Genomic DNA, 26,192 nt, shown 5'->3' with positions numbered 1-26,192 from the left:
TCATGGCCGTCCTGCTCAATCCGGAGTTCAGCCGGATGCTGGTCCATGGGATGAAGATGACCTTCATCATCTTCATCGGCTCATGGCTTTTGGCGATGAGTCTTGGAATGGTCCTGCTTGCGATCCGGATGCTGCCGAGCCGGATCGCCAGCGGTTTCGTCGCGATCTACGTCTCCTACCATCGCAATGTGCCGACGCTCGTCCAGCTCATGCTCTGGTATTTCGGCATTTCGAGCCTGCTGCCGGACTCTGTTCAGATATGGCTCGGCGATCACAACGGCGAAGCGTTGTTCGCTATCATTGCCTTGGGGTTGTGCCAGGCCGCGTATTTCAGCGAGAATCAGCGCTCCGGTCTGCGCGCCGTGCCGAGGGGGCAGTGGGAAGCCGCCCGTGCCCTGGGGCACAGCTACGTCGGAGCCATGACCTACATCCTGCTGCCACAGGCCGTTCGCAACGCGATGCCGGCGCTGGTGAACCATACGGTCTCCTTGTTCAAGAACTCCAGCCTTGCGATGGCGATCGGCGTCGCCGAGCTGACCCACGCAGTCAAGGAGGTCGAGAACCAGAGCTTTCGTCCGTTCGAGACCTACCTGATTGCCACGATTGTCTATCTCGTCTGCTCGCTGTTGCTGATGTGGCTTGGTCACCATCTCGAGCAACGCAGCCGTATGGCAGGAGCGGTCTGATCATGTCGCTGCTCCCAAGCATGATCGAGATCGTCAGAGACAACTGGCTCTTGCTGCTCGTCGGCCAGTATCCGAACGGCCCACTTGGCGGTATCGCGGCCACCCTCATTCTGTCCGTCCTCGGCATTGCCTTGGCCTTTCCCCTGAGCGTCGTGATGGCACTGGCCAGCCTGTCGCCGTGGCGGGCGCTGCGCTGGCCGGTCATGGCCATGGTCTACATCACCCGCGGCGTGCCGCTGCTGCTGATCATCCTCTGGATCTATTTCGTGCTGCCAACTTTCGGACATCATCCAGCGCAAGGAGCTGCGCTGCGGAACCTTCGCGGACGTGCCTCCATTCGCGGCGCCGGATGCCAAGGCACGTGAGATGGTCGGCTTTGATGTCGACCTCTGCAAGGCGATTGCCCAACACTGGGGCGTTGTCGCCAAGGTCACGCCGCTTTCGGTCGAGGCGCGTGTGCCCGAGGTCAAGCTCGGTCACATCGATATCACGGTCGCGAACCTCGCTTACACGCTGGGGCGCGCCGAGCAGATCCAGTTTTCCGATCCCTATTACATCGCCAAGGAAATGCTGGCAGTGAAGGCGAGCGAAGCCGGCACCGCCAAAGCCGACTTCAAGGGGAAGCGGCTAGCGTCGACCAAAGGATCGACGTCGGAACTCGCAATCAAGCTGAACGAATCCGACCCGCTGACCTTCGTCGACACCGGTTCGGCCTTCATGGCCGTTCAACAGAACAAGGCGGTCGGAATGGTGGCGAACACCATGACCATTACCAAGCTCGTCAGCCGGTCCAAGGAGGCGGGGCAGCCGCTGAAGATGATCGAGGAGCCCATGGTGCTGCAGCCGATCGGCATCGGCATGAAGAAGGACGAGCCGGCGCTGCTCGCAAAGGTCAACGAGACCCTGCTGGCCATGGACAAGGCTGGGGAGATCAACCAGCTCTGGGACAAATGGCTCGGTCCGAGCACCGAGTTCAAGATGACGCGTACCGACAAGGTCGCACCGCTCAGCCAGCTGAAGTTCACGCCGCTCCCATGAGTTGGGAGTTGGCGCTGCGCGCCGATGCTGCTGTTGGCGCTCTGCACTGGGCCATCAAATCCCCACTACGCATCGTAAGAGTGTACAATAAAACGTCCAACAAAACGTCCAACATCGAGAGCGTAATGTCTGCTTAAGTGATTGTCTTGCAATGAGAATCACCCAGATAAAATTTGGAGCGGAGCGCTTCACCCGCTCCAACGATTTCAAACACTTGCGCGCATCAGGTTTTGCCATTCCTACAAGCCGGGCTGCGGTATTCCTACAAACATTCGCGCAACGTTCGCCAGATCACTTCGGTGCGCTGGTCTTCCTGGCCCGCCGCTCGATGCGCTTGAGCATTTTGATTACGACGCGTGCGGCACTCCTGCGGTGCCGGACAAGCGGATCTCGCGCGGCCGCCGCGCCCGAGGTAGCAGTCTACACTCAAACACTGAGCGACTAGCGATCGATCCTCATCATCGCCTCGTTGTGGACGACGACGAGCCGCATGCCAGCCCGCAAGATCATTGAGCCCGTGTTTGGCGGCCGGGCACACGGGAGCGGGGTTAGGTTCATGTCCTTGATCTGGAGGCTGCGGTCGGATCGAGCACACGGGGTTCGGTAGCTATGCCTTGGATCGCGGCTATCCAGGCGAGAACGAGGTCGAGCTCCAAGCCCGCGGCCAACATGGGATGCCGACACCGGGAACGGTGCGTAAGTGCACTCGCTGGTCTTGCCGTATTGTCGCGACGGGGCGGCGGATGTGGCCGGGGCAAACACAGACGGCGCAATTTCATTGTCGCTGAGGGCCGGTGTCGATGTCTGTTTTCCCGGGAGCTGGAGATCTCTGGCGGGCAAACGAAACGTCGGCAGAGCTTCATTCGGCGTGAATGGGGGATTTGTTTTCGCTGGCTAGCGACAAATCGCGAAAGTGAGGAGTTCCCGGGGGCACCCTCGCGGGGATCTCTTTTAGGGGGCTTGCTTCTAAAAAAAAAAAACGGACCAAGTCGGCCCTATTTTGACTAAGTACCTGAATTTGCATTAAAATTTTCTATAAATCAATCCCCTTGTAGGCTGTCAGAAGTTCTCCTATGTTTCTGACACTGGAGCGTGAGCCATGACCCACCTGAGCACCCGGATTCTGGAAGCAACTAAAGAATTGCCCGAAGGCGCACCGATCGCTGCCAAGGCGCTTTTGCATCTTGGAAAGCGTGCTGCCGTCGATCAGGCTCTTTCGCGTCTTGCCGAGCGAGGAAGACTTCTGCGCGCGAGACGAGGGATATATTTGCGTCCAGTTGAAAGCCGTTTCGGAGTTAGAGCTCCATCAGTCGAGAAAGTCGTCGAGGAAATCAAGATTCGCAGCGGCGAAACCATCGTTTCCAGCGGCGCGGCGGCGGCCAATCATCTTGGTTTGACGACGCAAGTACCTGTCCGTCAGGTTTATCTGACCTCTGGTCCTTCCCGCAGGCTCTGCCTTGGTAAGCAAGTCGTTGAGCTCAAGCATGCACCGCGTTGGCAGCTTGCCCTGGCGAACCGACGTGCAGGTGAGGTAGTGCGTGCGCTTGCCTGGGTGGGCCCACAGACGGCAGAACGAGCATTGAGGTTCGTCAGTCAGAAATTGACCCCGACCGAAGTGAAGGAGCTGAAGTCTGCTGCTTCTTCCTTTCCGACTTGGCTTGCCAAGCCGGTAAGCGAACTCCGTGTCGGATAGATTTCTAAAGCTGTCTGACGCCGAGCGCTAAGAGGCGCTCGGCGTTGCTGCGTCCAACTCAGGTCGTCCGGCACATCTTCTCGAAAAGGATGTCTGGGTCGTCTGGTGCCTGAACGCGCTCTTTTCCTCGCCTTTAGGCGAACATCTCGTCTTCAAAGGCGGAACTTCGCTATCAAAGGCTTACGGTGCGATCCGCCGTTTTTCGGAAGATGTCGATCTCACCTATGACATTCGAACGATAGCTCCGGATCTCGTGAACACTAGCGACGATAATCCGGTCCCCCAAACTCGCAGTCAGAGCAAGAGGTGGAGCGCGCAGGCACGAGAGCGCCTCCCGGTCTGGGTGAAGGAGAAAGCATTACCGGTCATCGAGCAGCGGCTGGAGGAAGACAAACTCAAGGCAGCCGCTGAGGCCCAGGACGACAAGATTTTCGTAAGGTACGATCCATTGGAGACTGGCAGTGGCTATGTAAGTCCCGCCGTTATGCTCGAATTCGGAGCACGATCGACGGGGGAGCCGAGCGAACTCCATGATGTGGTCTGCGACGCAGCGGAATATCTCAAGACCCTCGAGTTTCCCACCGCCAAGCCAAAAACCATGAAGGCAGAGCGCACTTTCTGGGAAAAGGCCACGGCGATCCACGTCTTTTGCGTCCAAGGCAAACTGAAACCGGCCCCGCCGCAAGCGATTGAGGCCGCGGGCGCTTGGCTCAGATATGAGAGTTGCGCGAGGCTCTTGATGATGGCGATGCTCTTCGCTAGATCGCGTGAGTTCAGTTTGGAGATATTGCCGTGGCAATGGGTACTGCGAAGTGATTCAACGCGACCAAGGGATATGGCTTCATCCAACCGGAGGACGGCGGAGCTGACGTCTTCGTGCACATCATTGCCGTCGAGAAGGCCGGCTACACCAACCTCGCGGAAGGCGCCTGGGTCAGCTACGAGCTCAAAGCCGGACGTTCTGGTAAGATGAGCGCAGAGGATCTCCGCATTGGCTGAAGACGTCAGCCCCGAGGAACACAAGCCAGGTTCATCGGTGTTCTGAATCGGCTTCCGGCTTGTCCGAGAAGCATCGATACGGCGTCAGCATAATCCTCCGGTGCCGCTGAGGCCGCTTCCTTGTCCACACCATTGTGACCGACTGGATAGTTAAACCTACGCGGCCAGTCGCGCCGTCAGGCCGACATTGCCGCGAGAGTTGCGACAAATCTCTCTGCGACATCTCCGCGCGAACATTGGATGCGCTCGTTCACGCCGGCTGCGGAGCGCATATCGATCTCACCGTAAAGACAAATCGGTAGCTGCCGATTGTTGTTGAAACGCCGGTCCGGACCACCCTTGCGATTCACATAGCGCCAGGTCTGGTCGACCACGATGGCGTCTTGAGGTGGAGTCTCTTCCTCGATGAACCGAGCATTTCGGAAAGCGAACTGTACATCCTGGTAGGCGAAGGCGGCAATCGTCCTGCCGGCAGTGACGAGGATGGCGTCAGGCGTCAGGTAGAAGGTCTCTTTTCCAAGTGGCAGCTTCAGGAAATCGATGTTGCTTTTGACCAGGTGCGGCTTGTCTCTGCCCAAGGAGATCGGGTGCCGTCGTATCAGCTTCGAGGCACCAGCATTGCGCTTCCAATCCGCTTCCTGCATCTCAAGAGGGACGTTCCAGATGCCGCCGCAACTGGCCAAATCGTGAAAGGCCGAAGCGAGGGTTTCAAACCGCGACGAATACTCCGCTGACAGTTCGTACTCGAGCGACACGGTGCTGGATTGGCGGCCATGGATTGCGAGCGATCCGACGATCAGAACCACGCCGGCCGTCAGGACAAAGGCCGCGACCGGGGGGACGCCGGAAGCTGAGCCGGCGACCATCAGAGCGCCAACGGCAAAGAGTGCGGACAGCATCGTGATTAGTATCTTGTACCGCCGCCATCGCGATCGGGCGGCCGCCAAAGTTTGCACAATACCGATGGTTGAGTTGGCGACCAGCTCATCGATCGGAGCACTGTCGATCACCGTGCCCCCGGCGCGTGGTAGGTATGCTGGTGGCCCGGGTCATGAGAGCCTCTCTCAGATCGGGTAGAGCCGAGGAAAAGGTTCAGACTTCCCCTCGGCTTGTTTTTAAGATAATCTTTTATTCATGGCGAAGTTAATAAAAGATAATCTTAAAATCAGGCGCGGCAGGCCGGCCACCGGCGGAGCTGCGCCGCTGGTCGGTGTCCGAATGCCGAACGAATTGCAGGCTGAGGTTCGGGCGTGGGCCAAAGACCAGCCGGACAAACCAAAGTTGGCAACCGCCGTCCGCCGGCTGGTCGAAATCGGGCTGAAAAGGGCCTGATGTGCGTGCAGACCACCTGCACGGGATCACCGATTGCGCGACCTATTGTCAGAGGAACTTGACATGACTACGTGAGTTACGTAGTTATGCATGGTACGTTAATTACGTAGTAACATGCCATGCATACTGTCGCCCAAACGAAGGCCTTCGATGCTGCCGCAGATGATGCCGGCATGTCTCCGGGGGAGGTGGAAGAACTTGTCTGGTTCCTGATGGAGAACCCTACAGCCGGTGACGAAATCTCAGGGACGGGGGGATGTCGCAAGGTCAGATGGGCTGGCAGAGGGAAAGGCAAGAGCGGCGGATTTCGCACGGTCACCTTCTACTCGGGTGAGAGTATGCCGGTATTCCTTCTTACAGTTTTCGGAAAAGGTGAGAAGTCAAATCTGACCGCCGCAGAAAAGGCCGCGTTGAAGACCCTAACAAAGGCGATCGCGACCGAGTACAAAAACAAAGTTGAGAAGTTGGCCAAGAAAGCGGGAGTAGCATGATGAGCAAGAAGGCTTTTGACAAGATCGCAGCTGGCCTCAATGAGGCGCTGGAGATCGCTCGCGGACGTGCGAAGCCTACGAAGCTTTATGTTCCGGCCGAGATCAAAGTTCGCGATATTAGGAAGAAACTTAACCTGTCTCAGGACGACTTTGCTGCCGAGTTCGGATTTACAATCAATCAAATTCGAGATTGGGAGCAAGGCCGTTCGCGGCCGTTAGACGGTCTGCGAGCTTACCTTATGATCATTCAGCGTGATCCCCAGGCCGTTCTAAATCTTCTTCAGCGTAGCGCCGCTGCGAAAAAGCGGAGTGCTAGAAAGGCGGCGTGATCTACAATGATGACCTGTTTTGACCCGAACCGGCATTGCAAATGTGATCTACGTCGTCATGGGAGGCTGCGCTAGGCAGAGACCAGATGAGTATCGATCAGCATGTCCGTCGACAGATCGAACAGCAAAATCGCTGGTCGCTTGAGCTTCAGCGAATGAAGTCGTTCACGACTATAAGCGACCTCTACCAGCAGCAGGAAAAAGCGAGAGCTCAACTTGATTTAGCTAAGTTCGCAGGCATGAGTTTGCCATCGGATGGCTGTCTCGTGACGAGCAGACTGATGCAGGAAGCCGAAGACGCTCGCCGTCTTTGGAGCAGCCTTCACCAGGAGGTCCAGCTAGCGACGTCCGTCATCGCGTCGGCTCGGCACACATCGGTGTATACAGCCAACGCTATTGCAGGGCTATATACTCGCCTCTGTCGAGATTCATCGAATCCTGAACCCACTGGAACGACGTCCGGCGCGTCGTCCAGACACAATCTTGGACAGGAACAGTCCCGCGATTGCCAAGTTTCCCGATACCCTTCTCGGAGGATGACCCCGATTGACTCCAGCTCCAATGCCCCCAGCTGAGGCCGCCTTTGGGCTGCCAGGGCAATCTTGTCGAGCTCAGTGAAGGGGGCGGCTGATGACGAGCGTTCTCCCCAGCACAAGGCCCGTGTATGTCCCCGCGACTCCGTCCCAAGAGCCTTGGGCCGGATTGGTTACCAGGCCTATGTGAGGGCGCATTGCGGGTTATCTCGCGCAAGGGTTACGACGCAAAGCTACTCATTGGCAACAAGCATTGAATCGACCGTTTCGGCTTATGTACCTCTGAAGAACCGGCAATCCTTAGAGAATATGCGAGACCTTCGGCACCAGTTGCTCAAGCTACAACCCACATCAGTCGTTGACCCGACTGACTCTCGAGATGCTTTACTTGAGGACCTCCGAGTGATCGAGGATGGACTCGAGCAGTTCCAGCTGAGGCCGTAACGGGGGCACGCCAGTTCACGCTGGCAGATCTACGTGTTAACCAGCAGGCGACGTGGCGATCGTGCGGAACGTCGCGGCACCGGCCGCAGGGGTTGGTCCAAAGCGGCTCCTGCGGTCGTTTGTTCTGTAACGTCCGGAAGTGTCTCCATTTCCAGAAACGAATGTTTTCTTGGGGACTTAAGGGGCTGATAACCGAACGACAGTGCAGCCGTTGCTGAGGCTATGGGCCCGGCCTCCTAGGCACACCGGCCCGCGTTGCTCAAGGCCGCCTCAGTTGGGCGCCGTTCTCTTGATCTAGCTCAAGGGATGCCCCCCTCTGCAGCAGTCCATCAGGCCGCGCCTGCCGCGCCGCTGGCAAGGCGCTCGTGGTCGACGATTTCAAGACGGATCAGCGTCGGGCAGGGCAACCGAAACTGATATCGCAGCCATGTTCGAGGAGCGGGCGATTACCGTGGTTGAAAAGCCGCCGCTCCTCATTGCCTCGACACTGGCTCGGGCGAGCCCCTAATCGTCGGGCTTCAGAAGGGCAACTTCCACACGAAATAGAGAAGCGCAGCAATGGCCCCCCAGAAAAGTATGCCGCGGAAGATGAAAGCGAGCGCCATGTTAATCGCCGTCTCGTCCAAGCCGCTGCGCCATGGCGATTCCATCGATCGCGTCTGCCAGCCCTTCTAAGAAAACCCGATACCACGCATCATCATCGGGAAGCTCCCACTCTCGTAGGCTGCCGACGAAACGGGTCAGAGCAATAACGCCCGCGATCGTGGTTGGCGTTGAACGGATGAGCACATTCGCATGCTCCGCGAGAGCATGGTTCCTTTGACTGCTGATTTCGTCGGCGGCATCAAACTCGAGCCCCTTATCGAGCTTCGCCGATACAGACAAGGCCGCATCATAATGCGCCGACAGCTCGCGATGACGCTCGATCACTACGAAGATTAGATCCCGATCGGCTGCAGCAGTCGACTGGGTGGAAATTTCCTGCGATGACAATGTTGGCCCCGAGCAAGTAGCAGGCCTACGTTAGCATTGCGGCCATGATGATAATCAGCGTAGAGGGTCCTTCATCTGCGGTATTTCTGCTCGATCGGCTTGGGCATTCAGACGAGGTCACCGGCTCCATTTGGAGGTCGAGGTTTCGGGGACGAGGGCGCGCGCCTTACTCGCGCCGGAAAACGGCTCCGCTCCAGCCATTCCCGGCGTAAAGCTGCATATTTTGCGCGTATCAGAGGTTGTTATCCCGCATCGGCTGCGCTTGGATACGCTTCCACATTCGAAAGGGGCGGGCGAAATATGAAGTTGATTGCAATAGTTGCCGGTCTGTTGCTGCTCGGCGTGATCGGACAAGCAAACGCACGCGGAGGACATGGAGGGCGCGTCAGCTACGGCGGCGGACATCACACTACCAGTCATGGCGGCAGCTATTTGGGCGGATCCGGCTCATCACACCGTGGCGGGACTTATGTCAATTCGAGAACTGGCAACCGTTACGGCACTCATCGATAAGGAGCGAAGAGGCAGGACTCGAGACGCGACCATTCGATGGGGCTTTTTACGCGTGGACAACAATGGAAGCCGACGTTTCGGCTACGAAGCCGTCAGGGTCCCGGAAGGGGCTTTCTAACTGCGCTGTCTTGCTCTGGGGCGTGATCGGACTCCTCTTCAATGCGGGCACTCTCTTCGGCCGGGCTGGCTCGGTTGGGATCGGCACTTCGGTTTATGTGAAAGCCATCCTCATTTGGATTGGCGGTATGGTTCTGTTCGGTTTGGGAGCGCTGCTCTCGCACAATGACTTTGATGACGAGCGGCCACTGCCAGAAGACGCAGGCGATATTCGGATAACGCGCTAGAACTCTCTAGGGTGAGGGCCGGGATGAAATGCAGCCCGGAGTGTCCGAACGCATGAGAGGCTCAGCCGCGGTTCTTCACCTTGGTCCAGTGGTTTTGTCCTGCGTTACAGGATGGGACTTAACGCCGATGAGCGTTTCGTCGAGCGAAATGGCAGACTGCCGTCAAGCAATTCAAAGCTTTATGAAAACCTATTGCGTAGCGAAGATCTTGCGAGGTGTGCTGCGCTGCTTAAAGCATCACACCTCAACCCCGGCCGCTGGCGACGCTAGGCCCTTGAAGTTCGTATGAAGAGCGATTCGAGGATGAGGTAGACCGCTTTCGGATCGGTCTGCCTAGAGACCAGATATGATAGGATGTCGTGGCGGAGCTCTGGCGTGAGCCGCAGTACGAACAGCTCTTTGCGATCGATTCGATTTTCCTCGTACCAGCAGATGACAGCTAAGCAAAAATAAAGCGAGCACGACATCGCGCGCCGCAACTAAGTCATCTCGCGCAGCCTTAAGCTGAGCTTGGTTGCCTGCGAGGCGATATTGAAGGTCCATTTCGAACCGCCCGACGCCCTCGGAATGACCGGCTTGGGCAATGTTTTGCCGACCTTGGATTTGCGGATCCGGAGACTGAACTCATGAAGGCGAACGTCCTCTTCGAGATCGACGAGGCGATCAAGAAGAGCTGGCTATGGAAAGGACGCGCACATTGATCTCGCCGATCGGTTGGCAGATGTGGCGGGCACTGAGCTGCGCGTTCATGACGACCTTCTGAAGCATGCATCTAGGCGAATCAGTGATGCCTTGTTGGTCGTCACATGCGCTGCCGCGCGATGTTGGCTTTGTTATTTCTCATACGAGCTCGTCGCGCTTCAGACGGATTGTCGCGAAAACGCCAGCTCATTTGTCCGGACACAGAGATTGCGAGAGCGGAAATCTCGACACCTGTGGGTTTGATGGTCTGGTCAAATTGCTGAGCGCTGGGTGCTGGTACGAAGCTTGCTTAAGGGCAGGTCCATCTCTTCTCGGATCGGCGGACCACATCCGCCTTGTGACGGGCTCGGGACGGGGACGCTACAAGAAGGTTACCAGCATGTCAGGTATCGCTGCCGCTTTTCTATTGCCTTGGAGCAGTTCCAATCAGACTGTTTATGATCGGCTCAAGCACATGCTTCCGAAGCTCTCACTTCGCGGACAGGCAGGAGTCGGCATCGCCGCCTTCATGCACAACAAAGGCGTTCGATACAAAACCGCGACTCGGCCATCACACGAACTGCGTGCGATCGACAAGGATGAGCAGGATCTGGAGTTCACTCCCCATGTTGCAATCGCTCATGTTTGCGGTCGAGTTTGCACAGAGGGTGAGAGCGACGATCAACCAACTCCCAATCGCAGGGCCACCTCTCGTCAACTGACAATTTCGTTGGACGGAGCGTTAGTAAATGCTCGAGAGATTAGGGCAGAACTGGTTGCCCAAGGTCGCACCTTCGCGGGTCGGACGGATGCCGAACTCTTGCTCAAGCTAGTTGAACACATTTGTGAAAGGGATTATTGGCGCCAAGGCCTGCCAGTCAACTATGAGAACGTTTTTCGTGAGATTGATGAGCGCATTGATGGTGCTATTAGTGCGCTTTTGCTGGACACCGAAGGAAATCTGATTGCGTTCCGCAATAGATATGGTTTGCGTCCTTTGGAGTTCATGCAGACCGACGATGGATTCTTGCTCTTTGCGTCGGAAAATTGCGCCTTTGCCGGACTTCGGGGCAAGTCAGACCAAATCGTCCCCGGCTACATCAAATATGTGGATGGCAAAAAGGGGCATTGCCTCGATCGTTGTGTCAGCGATTCTCAACGCGCCGCCAAGCTTTGCGCCTACGAAACTCTTTACCTCGGAAGTCCGAATACGTCGATCCAGGGCCGATCTCACTTCGAAACTCGTTACAGTATCGGTTTCTCGCTGGGTGATCTTATTGCGCGTCGGCTTCCCACAGGGCCGGACGCCACCCCGATCATCGTCGCGTCCATGCCTCATACCGGAGGGCCCTACGCTGACGGCTTATTTTCATCTCTCGTAGCATGCGGGGTTAGCGCCGAACGGCGTGAAGTCATCGAGACTCAAATCTCTGAACGAACTCTCATCGGCCCAAGCAGGGAGCGCAAGCGCCGCATTGCTCACAAATACCGTCTGGCTTCGACTGACGTCGACAAACGCACGATACTTATCGCCGATGAAGCCCTCATTCGGGGCGATACCAGTCGGACCGTAACGAATATGCTTCTTGTGGCGGGTGTCAAAGCTGTCCATTGGGGAATAGGCTCACCGCCTATCGTGGCTCCAAATTACTACGGCGTGAATATTGAAACCATCGATGAGCTGGCCTTCTGGCGGACATGGAAGGGACTGTCCGCTCAACAGCGGAAGCAAAGCCTACTATTTAAAGATATCGAGCCGCATGTCCTCAAAACCATCGAGGGAAGAATTGCGGCCTCGATCAATGCGGCAACTGTGACTTACTTACCCTTCCCGCGTCTCACATCGCTGCTGCCGCGAGGGAGCGAGGGAATAGATTTGTCACCCTTTACGTTCGAAATGCCAACTCCTGCAGGGCAAACGCGCGCAAATAGAGACCTGCATAACTTGGTGGCTGACCACTATAGCGCTGCCTGAGGCCCGAAGCATGAAGCCAGTTTTTGTTTTTGATTGGAATGGCACGTTGCTTGACGATGCCAATGCGCTACTGCAAACGACGAACACTATCTTGGAGCGCTTCGGACGCCCGACGATCGATCTGGACACCTTTCGGGATCATTCCGATGTCCCACTCTCCATTCTTTTCCGAAATATTGGAATGTCAGAAGAGGAAGTCGCAGCCGTAGATCACGATGGCGGCGCAATCTTCCATGATACCTACGAGCCGCTAGCCGATAAAGCGGAGTTACGCATAGGTGCGCGCACAGTGCTGGAATTGGTGCGCCAAGAAGCGGCTTCATCCATCATAGTGAGCAACCATATAGTCGCGCCACTTGTTGCTCAATTGCAAAGGCTCGGAATCGATCGCTACTTCAACGGCGTCCTGGCCTTTGAAAGCCGTGCCACGCAGTATAAAACGATGAGCAAAGGGGAGAGACTTCGGCGATATATGGAGCAAAATGATATAAATCCCGAGTCAACCTTCATCATCGGAGATATGCCAGTAGAAACAAATATTGCACGAAGCCTTGGACTGATAAGCATATCCATTACCGGTGGATTTGTTTCCGAGTCGCGCTTGCGAGCTGCGAAGCCGGACCACATCATCCACAACTATCACGAGCTGTTACCAATCGTTCAAACGCACGGCTTTTTTCTAAATGGATAGATGCTATGTGCGAACGCGAGACACCGCACTTAAGCCGGCGGCGAGAGGGGGTAGGCCTTCTCGGAGTGGGCGCATGGGACAGGCCTGTGGTCTCAGCAGCTCGGCTTACCAGAGTGAAGGTGACGAGAATCGGCGGGGTCGTTGAGTCGGACTGTCCTGAAAGATCTGTCCTGCGGAGCCGCCGCCGGGTGACAGAGGCGATGGGCTTTAGGATAAGATGGATTGCTCGCTCCACCTGCCGAACGCGTGATTATTTACTGCACAAGCTCGTACTTCTGCAATCACTCAGCTCAGAAGGCGCGATTGTACGGATAGACTTGACGCTCACGACCGCGAGTTCCGGCCATTCAAGAAAGGCTCCTTGAAAATCCTGCAAACAGACAGCGACCTTGGCTGAGTGAGCTCGGTTCGGCAATCATCTGAAGGTGATAGGGTGAGAAGGTGCGCGATCTGTTGCGATCACTGCAATGGATTGCCCACTTGGCAATTCCAAGGTTTCTTATACGTTCAGTTGACCTCAGGCTATAGAGAGAGGGGGCATTTGACCGTGAATTTGGAACTTCTGACAGCTCTGAAGAAAGGTCGCGAAGGCGCGGCTAAAGCTGTCTCGCAACGATGCGCTGCAGGTGTTGATAAAGGAGGGTATCAACAACTCTCGCGGCAGATTGACGAAGCAATATGGTGGCCGACCTTGAAGAAGGTTCGCACTCCCCGTCCTAAATGAGTCGTTCTGCGACATCGCTGGCGGTGGGTTTCCAGGGTGCGAGCCACAGGTCGGTCTTCGCGGAGGAAACGCCCGTTAGGGCAGCGGTACCGCGAGTACCGCCTAGGCCGCCAATCTCTTGATGGATCTCGAATAAACGTTTTCGCTAAGAAGCCAGAACATGTACCAAATGGGCGTGATGCGAAGAGGCTGACGCGGCTCCAGGTAATTCAATTGAGGCTGCACCAAAAGAGAAAGTTGCGTACGTAGCGTAACAACTGAGCTATTCCGCTTTCTGGTTACATCTTGTCCGACCTCTGCGGCGCGATTCACGAATACGCAGCTCGCCATTTGACGACGTCTCCGATCTCACGCTTCGAAACTGGTCGCCAATCGCAAGAAATTCATAAGCAAAACGTGCCCTTGTTGAGTAAGTACTGACTCGGGGTGGAATTGCACGCCATAGGTTGGATGATGCCGATGTGACAAAGCCATAATCTCACCTTCAATTGAACGGGCTGTAACCACGAGATGCTGCGCGTCTGACTCCTCGAGTTCGACCGCCAGAGAATGATAGCGTCCAACAGGAAGTGGAGACGGGAGTTCCTTGAACAACCCTCGGCCGTCATGCGTTATGTGTGAGGCTCGGCCGTGCATGGGACAACGCGCGCGCGCCACGCGACCGCCGAAAACGCTGCCAATACACTGGTGCCCAAGACAGATGCCAAGAATTGGAACGCGACCCGAGAGTTCGCGGACAACGGCAGTGGATATGCCGGCCTCCATTGGCGTGCACGGCCCGGGAGAGATCACGATTGCACGCGCCTGGAGCGCGACGAGATCGGTGAAGCTGATCGCGTCATTCCGGACGACTTGCGTCTCTTCACCGAGCTCGCGGAAATAGCGCGCAATATTGAACACGAAGGAATCGTAATTGTCGACGATGAAAATCAAAGCGCACCAGAGGGATCGGCACCAAAGGCGTGGAAGAGCCGCTGTGCCTTGGCAAGGGTTTCCTCATACTCGGTTTCAGGATCCGACATCGCCGTTATTCCACCCCCTGCATGAAATACAGCTAGGTCGTCGTCGATCATCACGGTGCGGATCGCAATGTTCGTGTCCATCTGTCCATTGAATCCAAGGAAACCGATCGCCCCGCAATAGACCTCTCGCGCCACTCCCTCGATGTCCGCAATGATCTCCATTGCTCGCACCTTCGGAACGCCGGTAACGGAGCCGCCCGGAAAGCAGGCGCGAAGCAGACCGACGGCGTCTTTGTCCGCAGCAAGTGCGCCCCTGACAATCGAGACGAGATGGTGCACCGACGCATAGGATTCCAGGTTGCACAGTGCGGTAACCTCGACCGAATTGTCGGTACAAACGCGTGACAGATCGTTGCGCAGCAGGTCGACGATCATAATGTTCTCGGCGCGATCCTTCTCGGACGCAAGAAGGAGTTCGGCACGGCGCCCATCTTTCGCGGAATCGGCGGAACGCGCGATCGTGCCCTTGATCGGGCGCGTTTCGACCTGCCGTCCGTCAAGTTTCAGAAATCGCTCAGGAGAACTCGATGCGACCGTCAGCTTATCGTAGCGCAAGAGAGCTGCAAACGGTGCCGGGTTCAATAACCGGAGCTGGCAATAAAAGGTGAGCGGATCGAACAGGGGCGAAACCCTGGCACTGAAGCGTTGCGCGATGTTCGCCTGGAATATATCTCCAGCCAGGATCAAACCGAGGACGCGCTGGACCGCTGCGATGAAGCGTTCACGGCTATAGTTCGAATGCCAAGCGCCCGTCGTGCTGGGGATTATGATCCTCGGCGACTCTGGCCTGGCAAGCAGTGCTGCAAACTCGTCGGCCCGACGACGCGCGCGATCGGCCCGTCGACTGGGGTCCTGCTCGGGCCATCCGGTCGAGACGATCCAGCACCTGTGGTCCTTGTGATCGAAGCTGACCACCACATCGTAAAAATGCAGGATTGATTGAGGTAGTCGGAGGCCGAGAATTGACGGCGGCGGCAGCCGCTCCAGTGTTCGGTTCAGATCGTAACCAAGGAAGCCGGCTGCGCCGCCCTGGAATGGGGGGAGATCGGGGCGATGCGCTTCTTTGTATCTCGCAAGAAGGCCGCGGAGGACCTCCCATGGATCGCCTGAAAGTGCCTCTCCATTCCAACTTGCCTGTCCATCGGCGACCAAATAGGTGCTGAACGGCTCGCAGGCCAGATATGAGTGGCGCCCAAGCAGCTCATGCCCTGCCGCGCTATCGAGAAAGGTAAGCTGCGGCCGATGCGCAAAGCATCGCAGCGCCTTGACAGGCTCAATCCACTGCAACTCGCGGATGTGCATAGGCTATGTGTTACCGACGATTGGCAGGTTGTGAGGCCCGCGCCGCATGATGCCTTTCCGAACGAGGGCTATTTCCGTCCGATGCGTACGAGACTTTGCGGCTGGTCATCAAGCTACTCACGGCCAGCTGGTCCGCTGCGCCGAGCGACTTGCGTTAGCCCTGCCGTTCCAGCGAAATGCACGTCTGTTGACAGCTCATAGTCAGCGGCAAAGCGCAACTCCCGGAGTGGCCGTACGCATCGGATCGCTTCTTGATACAAATTGTGCGTTTTGTACGCAGCGAGATCCGTCTCGCTATCAAACTCTCCATACACCACGACGTCGATGTCATTGCCGAGCTGATCACTCTTGCGGTTGCGCGCAATCTCGAGCCGGCGTGCATATGGGATTGAGGTCAGAACCGATAGACCTTCGACGATTTGGTCGATACCGGCCTCATCTCTGGCTGTGAAGAAGACGATGTGACGGATCATGGTGGCCGCAAACGTGACGCCGCAACTTGGCCGCGTTCTTACCTCGGGATGAGGCTCGACGCAATGCTGGAACGGCGTTGATGGCAGAAGAAGGGGCGCTCGGGCGACGCTCGGCCTTGCAGCAGAGGCTCGCAGAATTTCCAATTGAGCAAGATGTGTGAGTTGGTCGGTACCCAAATGATCTGAAATGTGGCGTTATTCTGACTCGGCGGCTCGATGAATGCCCGCGCGCAAAACGCGAGAACGGGCAATACTCCGTTGTGGGTGATACCGTCGATCAATGTTCTCCGGAGAAAACTTTTCAGCACTATCTCAGCGGCCTCATACCAATTGAACATCAGTCACCAATCGTAGAGCTGGGGTCCGAAACGTACGGTTCTGCATCTATTAGGATACATCGTGCCGGACGTGAATGCCTTCGTCCGATCCGGACAGTATTTGTGCGCCGAAAACAATCTCGACCTGTCACAACGCATGACACACAACTCAAGGAAGCGCGATGGTCTGCGCGCGAGACTTCTATGGTTCAACCTATCAGTCGGCCATGCGGGGCAGGCCCATTCAGGCCAGGGGCATCGGCAATGAACGTCATCGGTGTCTTGCATAAATTGTGCGGCCGCTGCCTGGCGTTGAGAGAGTAAAAAGTGGTCGTAAGTGCGCTGAGTTGCCTTTTGCTCGACTCGCTGGAAGGTCGGGTCGCACGCCGAACGTAGACTGCCGATCTTCCCAAGCGCGAGGCGGGGCCTCCCGACTGGCGCACGTTTGTGAACTGACACTGAAAATCGTGGAGGATGAGATGCGTACACTGCAGGAGGAGACAAGAGGCAAAGCTCGATGAGCCAGCAGCGGATTGTGGTGACCGCTACGGGCGCCGGCATCGGGAAGACGGTGTTCTGCGCAGGACTTGTCAATCTCCTCGGTGCGAAGTTTTGGAAACCGATTCAAGTCGGCGTCGAAGGAGAAACGGACACCGAGCGCGTCGCCCGGCTTGGCAGCCTTCCGTCGGATCACATCGTGCCTGAGCGTTACCGGCTGCAAACGGCCGCTTGGCCCTACAGTTCCGCGGAGATTGACGAGGTTCGCATCAAAACGGAGTCGATGGACGTGCCGGACACCGGAGGGCAGCCGCTCGTGATCGAGGGGACCGGGGGACTAATGGAGCCGCTGAATTGCGGCTCGCTTTACATTGACCTCTTGGAGAGATGGCGACTTCCTATCGTGCTCTGCGCGAGCACAACTTTGGGCACGATTAATTGTTCACTGCTGTCCATAGAGGCGCTCCGAAGACGCCAGATCGACATTCTTGGAATCGCCTTCGTTGGCGAAAAGAATTCGGATGCTGTGAGGGCGATTTGCGAGATTGGACGGGTGCGGTGGTTAGGCCGACTGCCCTGGATTGCGCCTCTGTCGGCAGACACGCTGCAAGCTGCGTTCAAGACCTCCTTCTTGCGCGATGATTTCAACCCATGACACTAAAGATGAAGTCGTTGATCTGGCGACCGCCATCTGGAATAGTAACCGATACTCCATCAGACCCGGTCATTTTTCTCGGCACGTGCTCCTCCTTCTCGTTGGTGTGCGACAGCTCATCCGCCACTCTCCGATTTGCCCTTAATGGTAATAAATCGGCAACCCGGTATTCCCGCGGGCGCATGCGGTAAACAGGTGTTCAAGTACATCTGCATCTGCCAGCTACGGTTCGTGCGCGGACCGCGGAAATCGTCCTCGAGTTCGGAACGTTCAAGCAAACCGAGCCGCCAGGATCCAGGCCTCTCGTTGCCAACTCCGGTTTGTGAGCGCTCCCTTGACGCCATCGTCGATCTCTCCGACGGAGAGGTGTTGAGCTTCTTGAAGCTACGACTAAGCTGGACGCGCTCGCGGCACCGGCAGATGAGCTTGCTTCGCTGCCAGGCGAGTCGGAGCTTCAGGCAGCAATAAACGATGCATTGGCGGCGAGGGATCCGAAAGCAATCGTTGAGGCGTTGCGCTCGCGCGGCATGAGCCGGGTTGCGCGCGAGACTGGCTTGGTGCGCGAGGGGTTCTATCGCGCATTCAGCGCTGACGGGAAACCAGAGTTCACGACGTGATTCGCGTTATGAATGCAATGGGATTTCAGCTTTGCTGCCCGAAAGACCACAGCTTAGCCCGGTGGGCTTGGTTGCTCGCCGACTTTGCTCGGCAAAGGTTGAACGAAGGAGAAATAGGCAGTATCGCATTGGCTTTGAATTGCAGGTTGTGGGGGCGAAGGATGTATTCGAGGGGGTCAGAATGGCGCGAGTGGGACTTGCATATCCACTCGCCAGCGTCATTCCATTGGAACGGTGACCGGTTAGGGTCCGATGCGGATAGAAACAACCAGCTCGTCGATGAGATGATTCGCGCGTTGAACGAGGCCGCGCCAATCGCGTTTGGTCTCATGGACTACTGGTCATTCGACGGCTGGTTCGCATTAAAATCCCGACAAACCCAGCATGGTGCGCCAGCACTCGAGAAAACGGTGTTCCCCGGCATAGAGCTGCGCCTGTCGGCTCCCATGGAGGGCCGTCTTAATGCGCACGTCCTTTTTTCTAATGAGATTAGCGACCAGCATCTTCGGGATTTTCTGTCGCGTCTGGAGCTCGAGCTCATCAATCAGCCTCTCTCACCAGATGCGCTGATTGCGTACGCCCGATATGTCGGCGCCGATAAGCTCGCTAACCATAATTTTGATAAGGGCAAGGTCGCGTCGGATCGAGACGAAGCGTTATGGGCCGGATGCACAATCGCTGAGATAAAGGTGGACTCCTACAAGGAGGCGATCCGCCACGTGCCCGGGGATCACGCGGTGGGCTTCATCCCCTTCTCTACCTTTGATGGGCTCGCCTCAGTCAAGTGGTCGGAGCACTATGCCTATGCGCTGGGTCTGTTTGAATCCTCGCCGATTTTTGAGACGCGAAAGCCCGATGAGTGGGCGGCTTTCTGTGGCGTTGCGACAGAGGGTAACAAGAAGTGGCTCGCAAATTTTCAAGCTGCATTAAAAGGGGTTCCGCGGTTGGCCGTCTCCGGCAGCGACGCTCACTGTTTCCGTGGAGATGGTACCAACAACAAGCGCGGCTATGGCAACTTTCCATCCGGGAAACGCACCTGGATCAAGGCCGATCCAACCTGGAAAGGGTTGCTGCAAGCTCTGAAGGAGCCTGCCAAGCGTTCATTCCTGGGAGAACGGCCACCAAAGCTGGATCGTATCAATCAGAACAGGACATTTTACATCGACCGGGTTCGCATCGCCAAAGCTGAGGACAGCGTTCTTGCCGAAACTTGGCTGCACGGAACGGAAATTCCTCTGAATCCCGATCTCATTGCGGTCATCGGCAACAAGGGAAGTGGAAAAAGTGCGCTGGCCGACATCATCGCGTTGCTTGGCAATTCCCAACAGAGCGCGCATTTTTCCTTCCTCAAGCGGGATCGCTTCCGCGGCAAGGCAGGCGAGCCGGCCCGTCAGTTCGTGGGGGAACTGTCCTGGCTCGCTGGCGACCCGAGCGCGAAGGGCCTTGCCGACGATCCGTCGGCCGAACGTGTCGAACTAGTTCGGTACATACCGCAGGGTCGTTTCGAGGCCCTCTGCAATGATCACGTCTCGGGCAAAACCGACGAGTTCGAGAAAGAGCTCAGAGCCGTTATTTTCTCACACGTGCCGACCGACGTTCGCCTCGACGCTCTTGATTTTGATCAGCTCATCGAAAAGCAGGAGAGCGTCTTCCGAGCCCGGGTGAATGAGCTTCGCAAATCGCTGCGCGCGCTCAACGAGCAGATCGTCAACACGGAGGATCAGCTTCATCCCAATGTCCGAAAAAACATTGAGGAGCAAATCAAGCTAAGGGCGAAGCAGATCGAAGAGCACAACGCCATCAAGCCGGTTGCGGTCGAACCGCCCATGGAGGAGCTTTCCTCAGATCAGAAGCAGGCAAGTGAGCGGCTCGCGGAGATCGCTGCGAGTTTGCAGACGCTGGCGGCGGAAAGCAAGAAAGCCGGAGAGGATCGGCAACTCATCGGGAGGAAGCTGCGGTCGCTCCGGAACATCAACGAGCGCATTAGCTTGCTCGAAAAGCAGTTCGAGACCTTTGCAGCAGAGATCACCGTCGACCTCGCCTTGGTTGGGCTGAAGGCGGAAGATCTGATCACGCTGACTGTAAACCGCCCACTGTTGAAGGAGCATCAAGAGTCGCTTGCAACCAGCGACGGCGAGATCGTGAAGAAGACCGAAAACGCTGCGACCACTCAGGCTGCGCTCGTCGAGGAACAGGAACTCCTGTCGGAGAAGCTGAACGAGCCACAACAGAGGTATCAGGCGTATGTACAGGCTCTGAAGGAGTGGCAAACGGCGCTAGAGACGATCGAAGGGTCGGACACGGAGCCTGAAAGCCTCAAGGGCTTGCAGCGTCGCGTGGCCCAGATTGATGAGCTGCCGGCTCTTCTCGCTCAGAGGCGAGAATCGCGGCAGCAGATCACCAGCCAGATTTTCGCCGTTCTCGAGGAACAGCGGGCTGCTCGTGAGGCGTTGTTTGCCCCGTTGCAGCACCTGATACAAAGCAACTCACTGATCCGAGAAGAGTACAAGCTTCAGTTCCAGGCGAGGCTTTTGGGCTCTCCCGAAGCTATTGCGACGAATCTGTTCAGCGCGATCAAGAAGAGCAAAGGGGAGCTTCGAGGAGAGGACGAGAGTTTTGCCGCAATACGGAGCCGTTTTGAAAGGTATCGGTTTGAGAGTGCGGTGGACGCGATCGGGTTTGCCGAAGACATCGCCACTCTACTTGCCGAGAGTGCGGAGTCCGCAAGCAGTATTCCCGGTATCCGCTCGCTTATGCGCAAGGACAAGGATCCGGTCGACGTCTATAGCTATATCTTTGGTCTTCAGTATCTCGAACCGAAATACACTTTGCTGTTCCAAGACGCGCAGATCGAGCAACTATCGCCGGGGCAGCGCGGCGCTCTCCTTTTGATCTTCTACCTACTCGTCGACAAGGGCCGTAACCCGATCGTGCTCGATCAGCCGGAAGAGAACCTCGATAACGAAACTGTGGTGAGCTTGCTTGTGCCGGTACTTAATGAGGCAAAGAAATCCCGCCAGATCATCATGGTGACGCACAATCCCAATCTGGCGGTGGTGTGCGACGCCGAGCAAATCATTCATGCGACATTTGATAGGAAGAATGGCGCGCGCATCTCTTACCATTCGGGTTCGATCGAGGATGGCATCATAAATCGAGCGGTGGTTGATGTGCTTGAGGGTACTAAAATCGCGTTCGATAACAGAGGTCAGAAGTATCATTGAGAGCAGGCTTGAACATATTGATCGAGCCACTCCTAGATGCGGACGCGGTGGTGGGTGACAGCTAATGTACCGCTTCGTTCACACGGCAGACATTCATCTGGACTCGCCGCTGCGCTCGCTCGCGCTTCGTGATCCGAGGTTGGCGGATGTGATCGGTAATGCCACGCGGGGAGCCTTCGTGCGGATCATCGAGCTGTGCTTTGAAGAACAGGTCGATGCGCTACTGATTGCAGGCGATCTCTATGATGGCGACCAAACATCAATGAAGACGGCGCGATTCCTCGCCGAGCACTTTCGCCGCCTCGATGCAGCGGGTATTAGGGTGTTCATCGTCCGCGGCAATCACGACGCCATGTCGAAAATCACGAAAGAATTGGTGCTGCCCGATTCGGTGAAGGTGTTCACGGGGCGCGCTGAGGCCATGGAAATCAATCGCGCGCCTGGCTGCACCCCGATCGTGATCCATGGGTTGAGCTTCGCCCAGCCGCATGCACCCGAGAGCCTGCTTGGCAGGTACAAGCCAGCTATCGAGGGGGCGGTTAACATCGGCATCTTGCACACCAGCCTCGGCGGAGCGCCAGGCCACGACCTCTATTCTCCCTGTACTATTGCTGATCTGAGCGCCACGGGCTTTCGCTATTGGGCGCTCGGCCACGTACACAAGCGTTCGGTCGTCGAAGGGGCGTGCGCCATCGTGATGCCGGGTATGCCGCAGGGCCGGGACATCAACGAGGCTGGGCCCAAATCCGTGACGCTCGTGACCATCAAGGACGATCGTTCGGTCCATATCGAGGAGCGCGCCACCAGCGTCGCGCAGTTCGAGCGCGTTCTGGTGGATGCGAACGGAATAGAAGACTGGCGCGAGCTAGCGTCTGCCATATCGCGTGCCTTGGAAAGCAAGCGCAACGAGGTTAATTCAGATCATCTCGTCGCACGGGTTAGGATAGAGGGAGTAACTCCGTTGGCTTGGCGGATTCGCCGGGACACGGATCTGCTGAAGGCGGAGGCGGACGACAGAGCCTCGGTCATCGGGGCCTGCTGGGTTGAGAAGTTGGAGATCGTCTGCCGTCCGGCCGAGCGGGGCGAGGAGCCATCCGAGGATCCACTCTTCGAACTCCGCCGCGTGATCGAGGAGGACATACTCACCTCCGACGCCTTCCAGAACGAACTTGTCGGCATGGCTCAGGAGATAAGAGCGCAGCTCCCGCCGGAAAGCCGCGACGTCTTCGGCGCCGATGAGGTGTCGTTCCGGCACGCGCTCACGCGCCTGGCGCATGACGGAGCGGAAAGCGTGATGGCGCGCCTTGATCCTACCGGCGAGGGTGCCTGAGACATGCGCCTGCGCCGCCTCGACCTCACCCGGTACGGGAAATTCACCGACCACAGCATCGATTTCGGCGAGCGGCCCACCGATCAGCCGGACCTGCATGTCATCTACGGACCGAACGAAGCCGGCAAATCGACCGCCTTTACCGCGTTTCTCGACTTGCTGTTCGGAATTGCAACGCAGAGTCCGTTCGGTTTCCTCCATCCCTATTCCACCATGCGGATTGGCGGGGCGCTGGAGTTCGACGGCGAAAAGCGGGAGTTCGCGCGGATCAAGCGGCCGCAGAACAGCCTGCTTGACGCCGATGAACGCCCTATCCCGGAAAGCGCAATTCGCGGCGAACTCGGCGGCATCGAGCGTGACGCCTATCGCACCATGTTCTCACTCGACGACGAGTCGCTCGAGAAGGGCGGCGAAAGCATCCTGGCAAGTAAGGGCGATCTCGGACAATTGCTGTTTTCTGCGAGCGCAGGTCTTTCCCATCTCAGCCAAAAGCTCATCGATGTTAGGGCCGAGGCAGATGGCTTCTATAAATTCCGAGGGCGCAGCGGCGTACTCGTGGATCTCAAGGCGCGGCTCGCGGAGTTAAAGGCAAAGCGGGAGAAACTCGACATCCTGGCCTCGGATCACGCCCGGCTCGTTGAAACCCGGGATCGGTCCAAGACACACTATGATGAGGCCGTCACCGAACGCACCTGCGCTCGTGGACGCATCGACCAGATCCAGCGCCATCTCGCCGCACTCCCGCGGCTTGTGGCGCTGCGCCGCATCCATGAACGCCTCGCTCCGCTTGCGGATGTCCCCGATGCCCCACCAGGCTGGGCGAATGAGGTGCCCGGGTTGCAGAAGGAGGAGATCGAGCTGGGCGTCCAGACGAACGCCACCGCTGACGAAGTCGAGCGGCTTGCGGACGAGATCGCGGCGATCGCGGTGGACGAGGCTGCCCTGCGGCTCGCTGAACGGGTGGAACGGCTCGCGGAACTGCGCGCACGCCATGTGACCGCGGAGAAGGACATTCCCGAGAGGCGGCTGCAACTCCGGGAGATCGATCGCGTCATTTCGACGATCTTGCAACGGGTCGAGCGCGAAGAGGAGACGGAGCCCCGCCGCCTCGTGCTGACGGCGGCCACGATCGGCCGACTGCGCGAGCTGATCGAAGCCCGCTCGGGCATCGACGCCTCAATCCAAAACGCCGCTGCGGAACTCGCCGAGGCGTGCCGTCGCCTCGACGAGATTGGGGAGAGGGCTCCCGAAACCGGCGGCGATCCACAGACCGCGCGGGAGCGGGATCGCTCAATGGCGGAGCTCGCGACCACTGTCGAGGCGCTGCGTTCCGCAGATCATCATGTTCGGTATCGCCTGGCCGAACGCGCCCGCGTCACCGCATTTGAGGTGCTTTCGGATCGCCTGTCAGTGCTGCGCCCCTGGCAAGGGACGGCGGATGACCTCGTTGCCATGCCCTGCCCCGGTCCCGACACGGTGCAGCGCTGGAAAGCTGCGCATGGCAATGCGGAAGCCGTGCTCGTCCGACACCAGAGCGAGATTGAGCGGCTGACGACCCAGCTCTGCCGCCTCGAGGCGGAATGGGCGGGCCTCGCCTCCGTAACGGGTGTCGTAACTGATCAGGAGGCTGCCGAGATTCGCAGGCGGCGCGAGCAGGCATGGGCGGCGCATCGGCACGCTCTCGACCTCGCATCGGCCGATGCCTTCGAGGCAGCGATGCGCCACGACGACATCATCAGCGCCGGCCGGTTCTCGCATATGTCGGAGCTCGCGAAGCTGCACCAGAGCGGGCAGGCGCTGGCCGTGACGCGGGCCGACCTTGAGCGCGCCGTCGAGCTGAAGGACGGCGCCGCCGCGGCGCTGGGACGCCTCGACGTGGAAGTGGCGGAAGCTGTCCGCACAATGACAACCTCCTTCGTTTCGGTGCCATCCCTGCCGGAGCTCGAGGATTGGCTCGTCCGCCGGGAAAGAGCGCTTGAGGCACGGGAAGCTGTCCGGAACGCCGAGCAGGATCTTCGCGCTGCGCAGTCGGATGCTGGCGCGGCGACGCAGCGGCTGCGCGCCGCGCTCGGTCGAGCCGGCCGGCTGCAAGAGTCCGATGCGGATTTTGACGCGCTGGTCGCCAGTGCTCAGGCGGCGCTCGACCGTGAGGCCGAGCTGTGCCGCCTGCGCGCCGAGTTGGACGGGCGCCAGCGTGACGTTGATTTACGCGAGCGTGCGGCCGAGCTGGCTGAATCTGATGAGCGAATCTGGGCCAAGGCATGGTCCGCGACCTGCCGTGGCTCCTGGCTCGGTGAGGCGCCTGAGGTCCCGGCCATCGGTGGTCCGCGAGGTCCTCGTTGCGATCGCCGATCTTGCGCCGGCGCTCGAGAAGCGAGCAGGTCTCGTCGACCGCATCGAAAATTTGGAGAAGGACCAGGCGACGTTTCGTGACGAGGTGGTGGCCCTCGCGGGCTTGTTGGGCGTCCCGGTCGGTTCGGCGTCTGTCCTCGAACTGGCGCAGCGCATCGGCGAGAAGGTGCGTGAGGCAGACGCCGAGAGTGATCGCCGGAAGAGGGCTATCGACAGGCTGGAGGAGGCAAAAGGACGGCAGCGCTCATTCATAGAAAGATTAGCGATCCACAATGAGCAGAAGCATCGAATGATCGCCTTCTTCGGTGTCACCTCTCTGGCGGCGGTGGCGGATAAGCTGTCCGACGTCGCACGGCGCGGCGAGCTTTGCGGACAGGCCGAAGATACAGAGCGCGAAATCCTCGAAGCGATGCGGACGCGCGATCTCGTCGCCGCCGAGGCCGCACTCGATGCGGCGGATCGATCGGCGCTGGAGGCGGAGTTGATCGAGCTGAAGGCGCGCTTCGAAGACCAGGACACGCGCTGCCACGAGCTTTTCGCGGCATGCTCGGCGGCGAGAGATCAGGTCGAGGCGATCGGCGGTGATGCCACGGTCGCCGCCATTGAAGAGTGCCGCCGTACGACGCTGCTGGAGATCGAGGACGGCGCGATGCGCTATCTCCAGCTCCGCGCTGGCATAGCGGCGACGGAGCATGCGCTCGCCAGTTATCGCGAGCGCCATCGCAGCTCGATGATGATGCGCGCCTCGGCGGCGTTTCGCACCATAAGCCGCGGCGCTTATACGGGACTTGCTGCCCAACCCAGCAAGGACGGGGAGACGCTCATCGCGCTTTCCGCTGCGGGTGGCTCGAAAGCGGCAGACGAACTCTCGAAGGGTACGCGGGCTTTACCTCGCGCTTCGGGTTGCACGATATGATGAGTTCACGCGTGGTCGCA

General features: G+C 58.0%; 20 protein-coding genes and 3 pseudogenes. 18 read left to right on the top strand and 5 right to left on the bottom strand.

Annotated features, from left to right (window positions below; all coding sequences use genetic code 11):
* Positions 1-2: 2 nt before the first annotated feature.
* The 7 genes and pseudogenes from A3AS_RS0120130 (at position 3) to A3AS_RS0120105 (ending at position 4,416) form a co-directional block, all read left to right on the top strand.
* Complete coding sequence (locus tag A3AS_RS0120130; protein ID WP_018319366.1) at positions 3-686, top strand: amino acid ABC transporter permease; 684 nt, start codon at positions 3-5, stop codon at positions 684-686.
* A 2-nt stretch (positions 687-688) separates the two neighbouring features.
* Positions 689-961, top strand: a pseudogene (locus tag A3AS_RS0120125) (ABC transporter permease subunit); the annotation flags it as partial.
* Positions 948-1,724, top strand: a complete 777-nt coding sequence (locus tag A3AS_RS43630) for an ABC transporter substrate-binding protein (RefSeq protein WP_049814932.1) — start codon at positions 948-950, stop codon at positions 1,722-1,724. The pseudogene A3AS_RS0120125 and the gene A3AS_RS43630, both read left to right, overlap by 14 nt.
* 151 nt (positions 1,725-1,875) lie before the next feature.
* Complete coding sequence (locus tag A3AS_RS47430; protein WP_157644329.1) at positions 1,876-2,169, top strand: hypothetical protein; 294 nt, start codon at positions 1,876-1,878, stop codon at positions 2,167-2,169.
* 654 nt (positions 2,170-2,823) lie between these two features.
* Positions 2,824-3,417, top strand: coding sequence for a DUF6088 family protein (locus A3AS_RS45300; RefSeq protein ID WP_084674866.1), 594 nt, complete (start codon positions 2,824-2,826; stop codon positions 3,415-3,417).
* Positions 3,407-4,087, top strand: a pseudogene (locus A3AS_RS45295) (nucleotidyl transferase AbiEii/AbiGii toxin family protein); the annotation flags it as partial. The gene A3AS_RS45300 and the pseudogene A3AS_RS45295, both read left to right, overlap by 11 nt.
* A gap of 128 nt (positions 4,088-4,215) precedes the next feature.
* Positions 4,216-4,416: pseudogene (locus A3AS_RS0120105) on the top strand (cold-shock protein).
* A 176-nt stretch (positions 4,417-4,592) separates the two neighbouring features.
* On the opposite strand, the gene A3AS_RS0120100 reads toward A3AS_RS0120105, so the two are convergent.
* On the bottom strand, positions 4,593-5,426 hold the full coding sequence (locus tag A3AS_RS0120100) for a hypothetical protein (protein ID WP_157644328.1): 834 nt from the start codon (positions 5,424-5,426) through the stop codon (positions 4,593-4,595).
* Positions 5,427-5,550: 124 nt separating this feature from the next.
* On the opposite strand from A3AS_RS0120100, the gene A3AS_RS43625 reads away from it, so the two are divergent.
* From A3AS_RS43625 to A3AS_RS0120085, 3 genes are all read left to right on the top strand, one after another.
* Complete coding sequence (locus tag A3AS_RS43625) at positions 5,551-5,748, top strand: hypothetical protein (protein WP_018319360.1); 198 nt, start codon at positions 5,551-5,553, stop codon at positions 5,746-5,748.
* A gap of 119 nt (positions 5,749-5,867) precedes the next feature.
* Entirely contained in the window at positions 5,868-6,239 is a 372-nt protein-coding gene (locus A3AS_RS0120090; protein WP_018319359.1) for a type II toxin-antitoxin system RelE/ParE family toxin, read from the top strand.
* Positions 6,239-6,568 carry a DNA-binding transcriptional regulator gene (locus A3AS_RS0120085; protein ID WP_049814935.1) on the top strand — a complete coding sequence of 110 codons (330 nt, stop codon included), beginning with the start codon at positions 6,239-6,241 and terminating at the stop codon, positions 6,566-6,568. Before A3AS_RS0120090 ends, A3AS_RS0120085 begins: the two co-directional genes overlap by 1 nt.
* A 1,583-nt stretch (positions 6,569-8,151) precedes the next feature.
* Here the strand turns inward: A3AS_RS0120085 and A3AS_RS43620 are convergent.
* Positions 8,152-8,538, bottom strand: coding sequence for a hypothetical protein (locus A3AS_RS43620; RefSeq protein WP_018319356.1), 387 nt, complete (start codon positions 8,536-8,538; stop codon positions 8,152-8,154).
* Between the two features lie 1,938 nt (positions 8,539-10,476).
* Between A3AS_RS43620 and A3AS_RS0120050 the strand changes: the two genes are divergently transcribed.
* Positions 10,477-12,051 carry a hypothetical protein gene (locus A3AS_RS0120050; protein ID WP_157644327.1) on the top strand — a complete coding sequence of 525 codons (1,575 nt, stop codon included), beginning with the start codon at positions 10,477-10,479 and terminating at the stop codon, positions 12,049-12,051.
* Positions 12,052-12,061: 10 nt separating this feature from the next.
* On the top strand, positions 12,062-12,742 hold the full coding sequence (locus A3AS_RS0120045; RefSeq protein ID WP_026202166.1) for an HAD family hydrolase: 681 nt from the start codon (positions 12,062-12,064) through the stop codon (positions 12,740-12,742).
* Between the two features lie 1,072 nt (positions 12,743-13,814).
* Here the strand turns inward: A3AS_RS0120045 and A3AS_RS0120040 are convergent.
* The 3 genes from A3AS_RS0120040 to A3AS_RS0120030 form a co-directional block, all read right to left on the bottom strand.
* On the bottom strand, positions 13,815-14,399 hold the full coding sequence (locus A3AS_RS0120040) for an aminodeoxychorismate/anthranilate synthase component II (protein ID WP_018319351.1): 585 nt from the start codon (positions 14,397-14,399) through the stop codon (positions 13,815-13,817).
* Positions 14,396-15,790 (bottom strand): aminodeoxychorismate synthase component I, encoded by a 1,395-nt coding sequence (gene pabB / locus A3AS_RS0120035; RefSeq protein WP_018319350.1) that lies wholly within the window; start codon positions 15,788-15,790, stop codon positions 14,396-14,398. Before pabB ends, A3AS_RS0120040 begins: the two co-directional genes overlap by 4 nt.
* A gap of 113 nt (positions 15,791-15,903) precedes the next feature.
* Positions 15,904-16,263: a Dabb family protein gene (locus A3AS_RS0120030; protein WP_018319349.1), complete on the bottom strand. Its 360-nt coding sequence runs from the start codon at positions 16,261-16,263 to the stop codon at positions 15,904-15,906.
* 834 nt (positions 16,264-17,097) lie between these two features.
* Here A3AS_RS0120030 and A3AS_RS0120020 point away from each other — a divergent pair.
* The 6 genes from A3AS_RS0120020 to A3AS_RS49105 all read left to right on the top strand — a co-directional run bounded on the left by A3AS_RS0120020 (position 17,098) and on the right by A3AS_RS49105 (position 26,172).
* On the top strand, positions 17,098-17,733 hold the full coding sequence (locus A3AS_RS0120020; RefSeq protein ID WP_018319347.1) for a dethiobiotin synthase: 636 nt from the start codon (positions 17,098-17,100) through the stop codon (positions 17,731-17,733).
* 395 nt (positions 17,734-18,128) lie between these two features.
* Positions 18,129-18,350 carry a hypothetical protein gene (locus tag A3AS_RS50085; RefSeq protein WP_084674864.1) on the top strand — a complete coding sequence of 74 codons (222 nt, stop codon included), beginning with the start codon at positions 18,129-18,131 and terminating at the stop codon, positions 18,348-18,350.
* A 161-nt stretch (positions 18,351-18,511) separates the two neighbouring features.
* Positions 18,512-21,574 carry a TrlF family AAA-like ATPase gene (locus A3AS_RS0120015; protein ID WP_018319346.1) on the top strand — a complete coding sequence of 1,021 codons (3,063 nt, stop codon included), beginning with the start codon at positions 18,512-18,514 and terminating at the stop codon, positions 21,572-21,574.
* Positions 21,575-21,638: 64 nt separating this feature from the next.
* Positions 21,639-22,904 (top strand): DNA repair exonuclease, encoded by a 1,266-nt coding sequence (locus A3AS_RS0120010; RefSeq protein WP_018319345.1) that lies wholly within the window; start codon positions 21,639-21,641, stop codon positions 22,902-22,904.
* 3 nt (positions 22,905-22,907) lie between these two features.
* A complete protein-coding gene (locus tag A3AS_RS0120005) occupies positions 22,908-25,337 on the top strand; it encodes an AAA family ATPase (RefSeq protein WP_245283231.1) in 2,430 nt (809 codons plus the stop codon).
* Complete coding sequence (locus A3AS_RS49105) at positions 25,309-26,172, top strand: ATP-binding protein (RefSeq protein ID WP_245283230.1); 864 nt, start codon at positions 25,309-25,311, stop codon at positions 26,170-26,172. The genes A3AS_RS0120005 and A3AS_RS49105 overlap by 29 nt, the downstream gene beginning before the upstream one ends.
* Positions 26,173-26,192: the final 20 nt, after the last annotated feature.

This window comes from Bradyrhizobium sp. WSM2793 (assembly GCF_000379585.1).
Lineage (GTDB): Bacteria > Pseudomonadota > Alphaproteobacteria > Rhizobiales > Xanthobacteraceae > Bradyrhizobium.
The sequence above is the reverse complement of the archived record's forward strand: the minus strand, read 5'-3'. Positions and strand labels throughout refer to the sequence as shown.

Excerpts from the sequence above, each read along its gene's own strand:
- A3AS_RS0120130 (WP_018319366.1), top strand. The coding sequence starts at position 3 with ATGGCCGTCCTGCTCAATCCGGAGTTCAGCCGGATGCTGGTCCATGGG.
- A3AS_RS47430 (WP_157644329.1), top strand. The coding sequence starts at position 1,876 with ATGAGAATCACCCAGATAAAATTTGGAGCGGAGCGCTTCACCCGCTCC.
- A3AS_RS45300 (WP_084674866.1), top strand. The coding sequence starts at position 2,824 with ATGACCCACCTGAGCACCCGGATTCTGGAAGCAACTAAAGAATTGCCC.
- A3AS_RS43625 (WP_018319360.1), top strand. The coding sequence starts at position 5,551 with ATGGCGAAGTTAATAAAAGATAATCTTAAAATCAGGCGCGGCAGGCCG.
- A3AS_RS0120090 (WP_018319359.1), top strand. The coding sequence starts at position 5,868 with ATGCATACTGTCGCCCAAACGAAGGCCTTCGATGCTGCCGCAGATGAT.
- A3AS_RS0120085 (WP_049814935.1), top strand. The coding sequence starts at position 6,239 with ATGAGCAAGAAGGCTTTTGACAAGATCGCAGCTGGCCTCAATGAGGCG.
- A3AS_RS0120050 (WP_157644327.1), top strand. The coding sequence starts at position 10,477 with ATGTCAGGTATCGCTGCCGCTTTTCTATTGCCTTGGAGCAGTTCCAAT.
- A3AS_RS0120045 (WP_026202166.1), top strand. The coding sequence starts at position 12,062 with ATGAAGCCAGTTTTTGTTTTTGATTGGAATGGCACGTTGCTTGACGAT.
- pabB (WP_018319350.1), bottom strand. The coding sequence starts at position 15,790 with ATGCACATCCGCGAGTTGCAGTGGATTGAGCCTGTCAAGGCGCTGCGA.
- A3AS_RS0120030 (WP_018319349.1), bottom strand. The coding sequence starts at position 16,263 with ATGATCCGTCACATCGTCTTCTTCACAGCCAGAGATGAGGCCGGTATC.
- A3AS_RS0120020 (WP_018319347.1), top strand. The coding sequence starts at position 17,098 with ATGAGCCAGCAGCGGATTGTGGTGACCGCTACGGGCGCCGGCATCGGG.
- A3AS_RS0120015 (WP_018319346.1), top strand. The coding sequence starts at position 18,512 with ATGTATTCGAGGGGGTCAGAATGGCGCGAGTGGGACTTGCATATCCAC.
- A3AS_RS0120010 (WP_018319345.1), top strand. The coding sequence starts at position 21,639 with ATGTACCGCTTCGTTCACACGGCAGACATTCATCTGGACTCGCCGCTG.
- A3AS_RS0120005 (WP_245283231.1), top strand. The coding sequence starts at position 22,908 with ATGCGCCTGCGCCGCCTCGACCTCACCCGGTACGGGAAATTCACCGAC.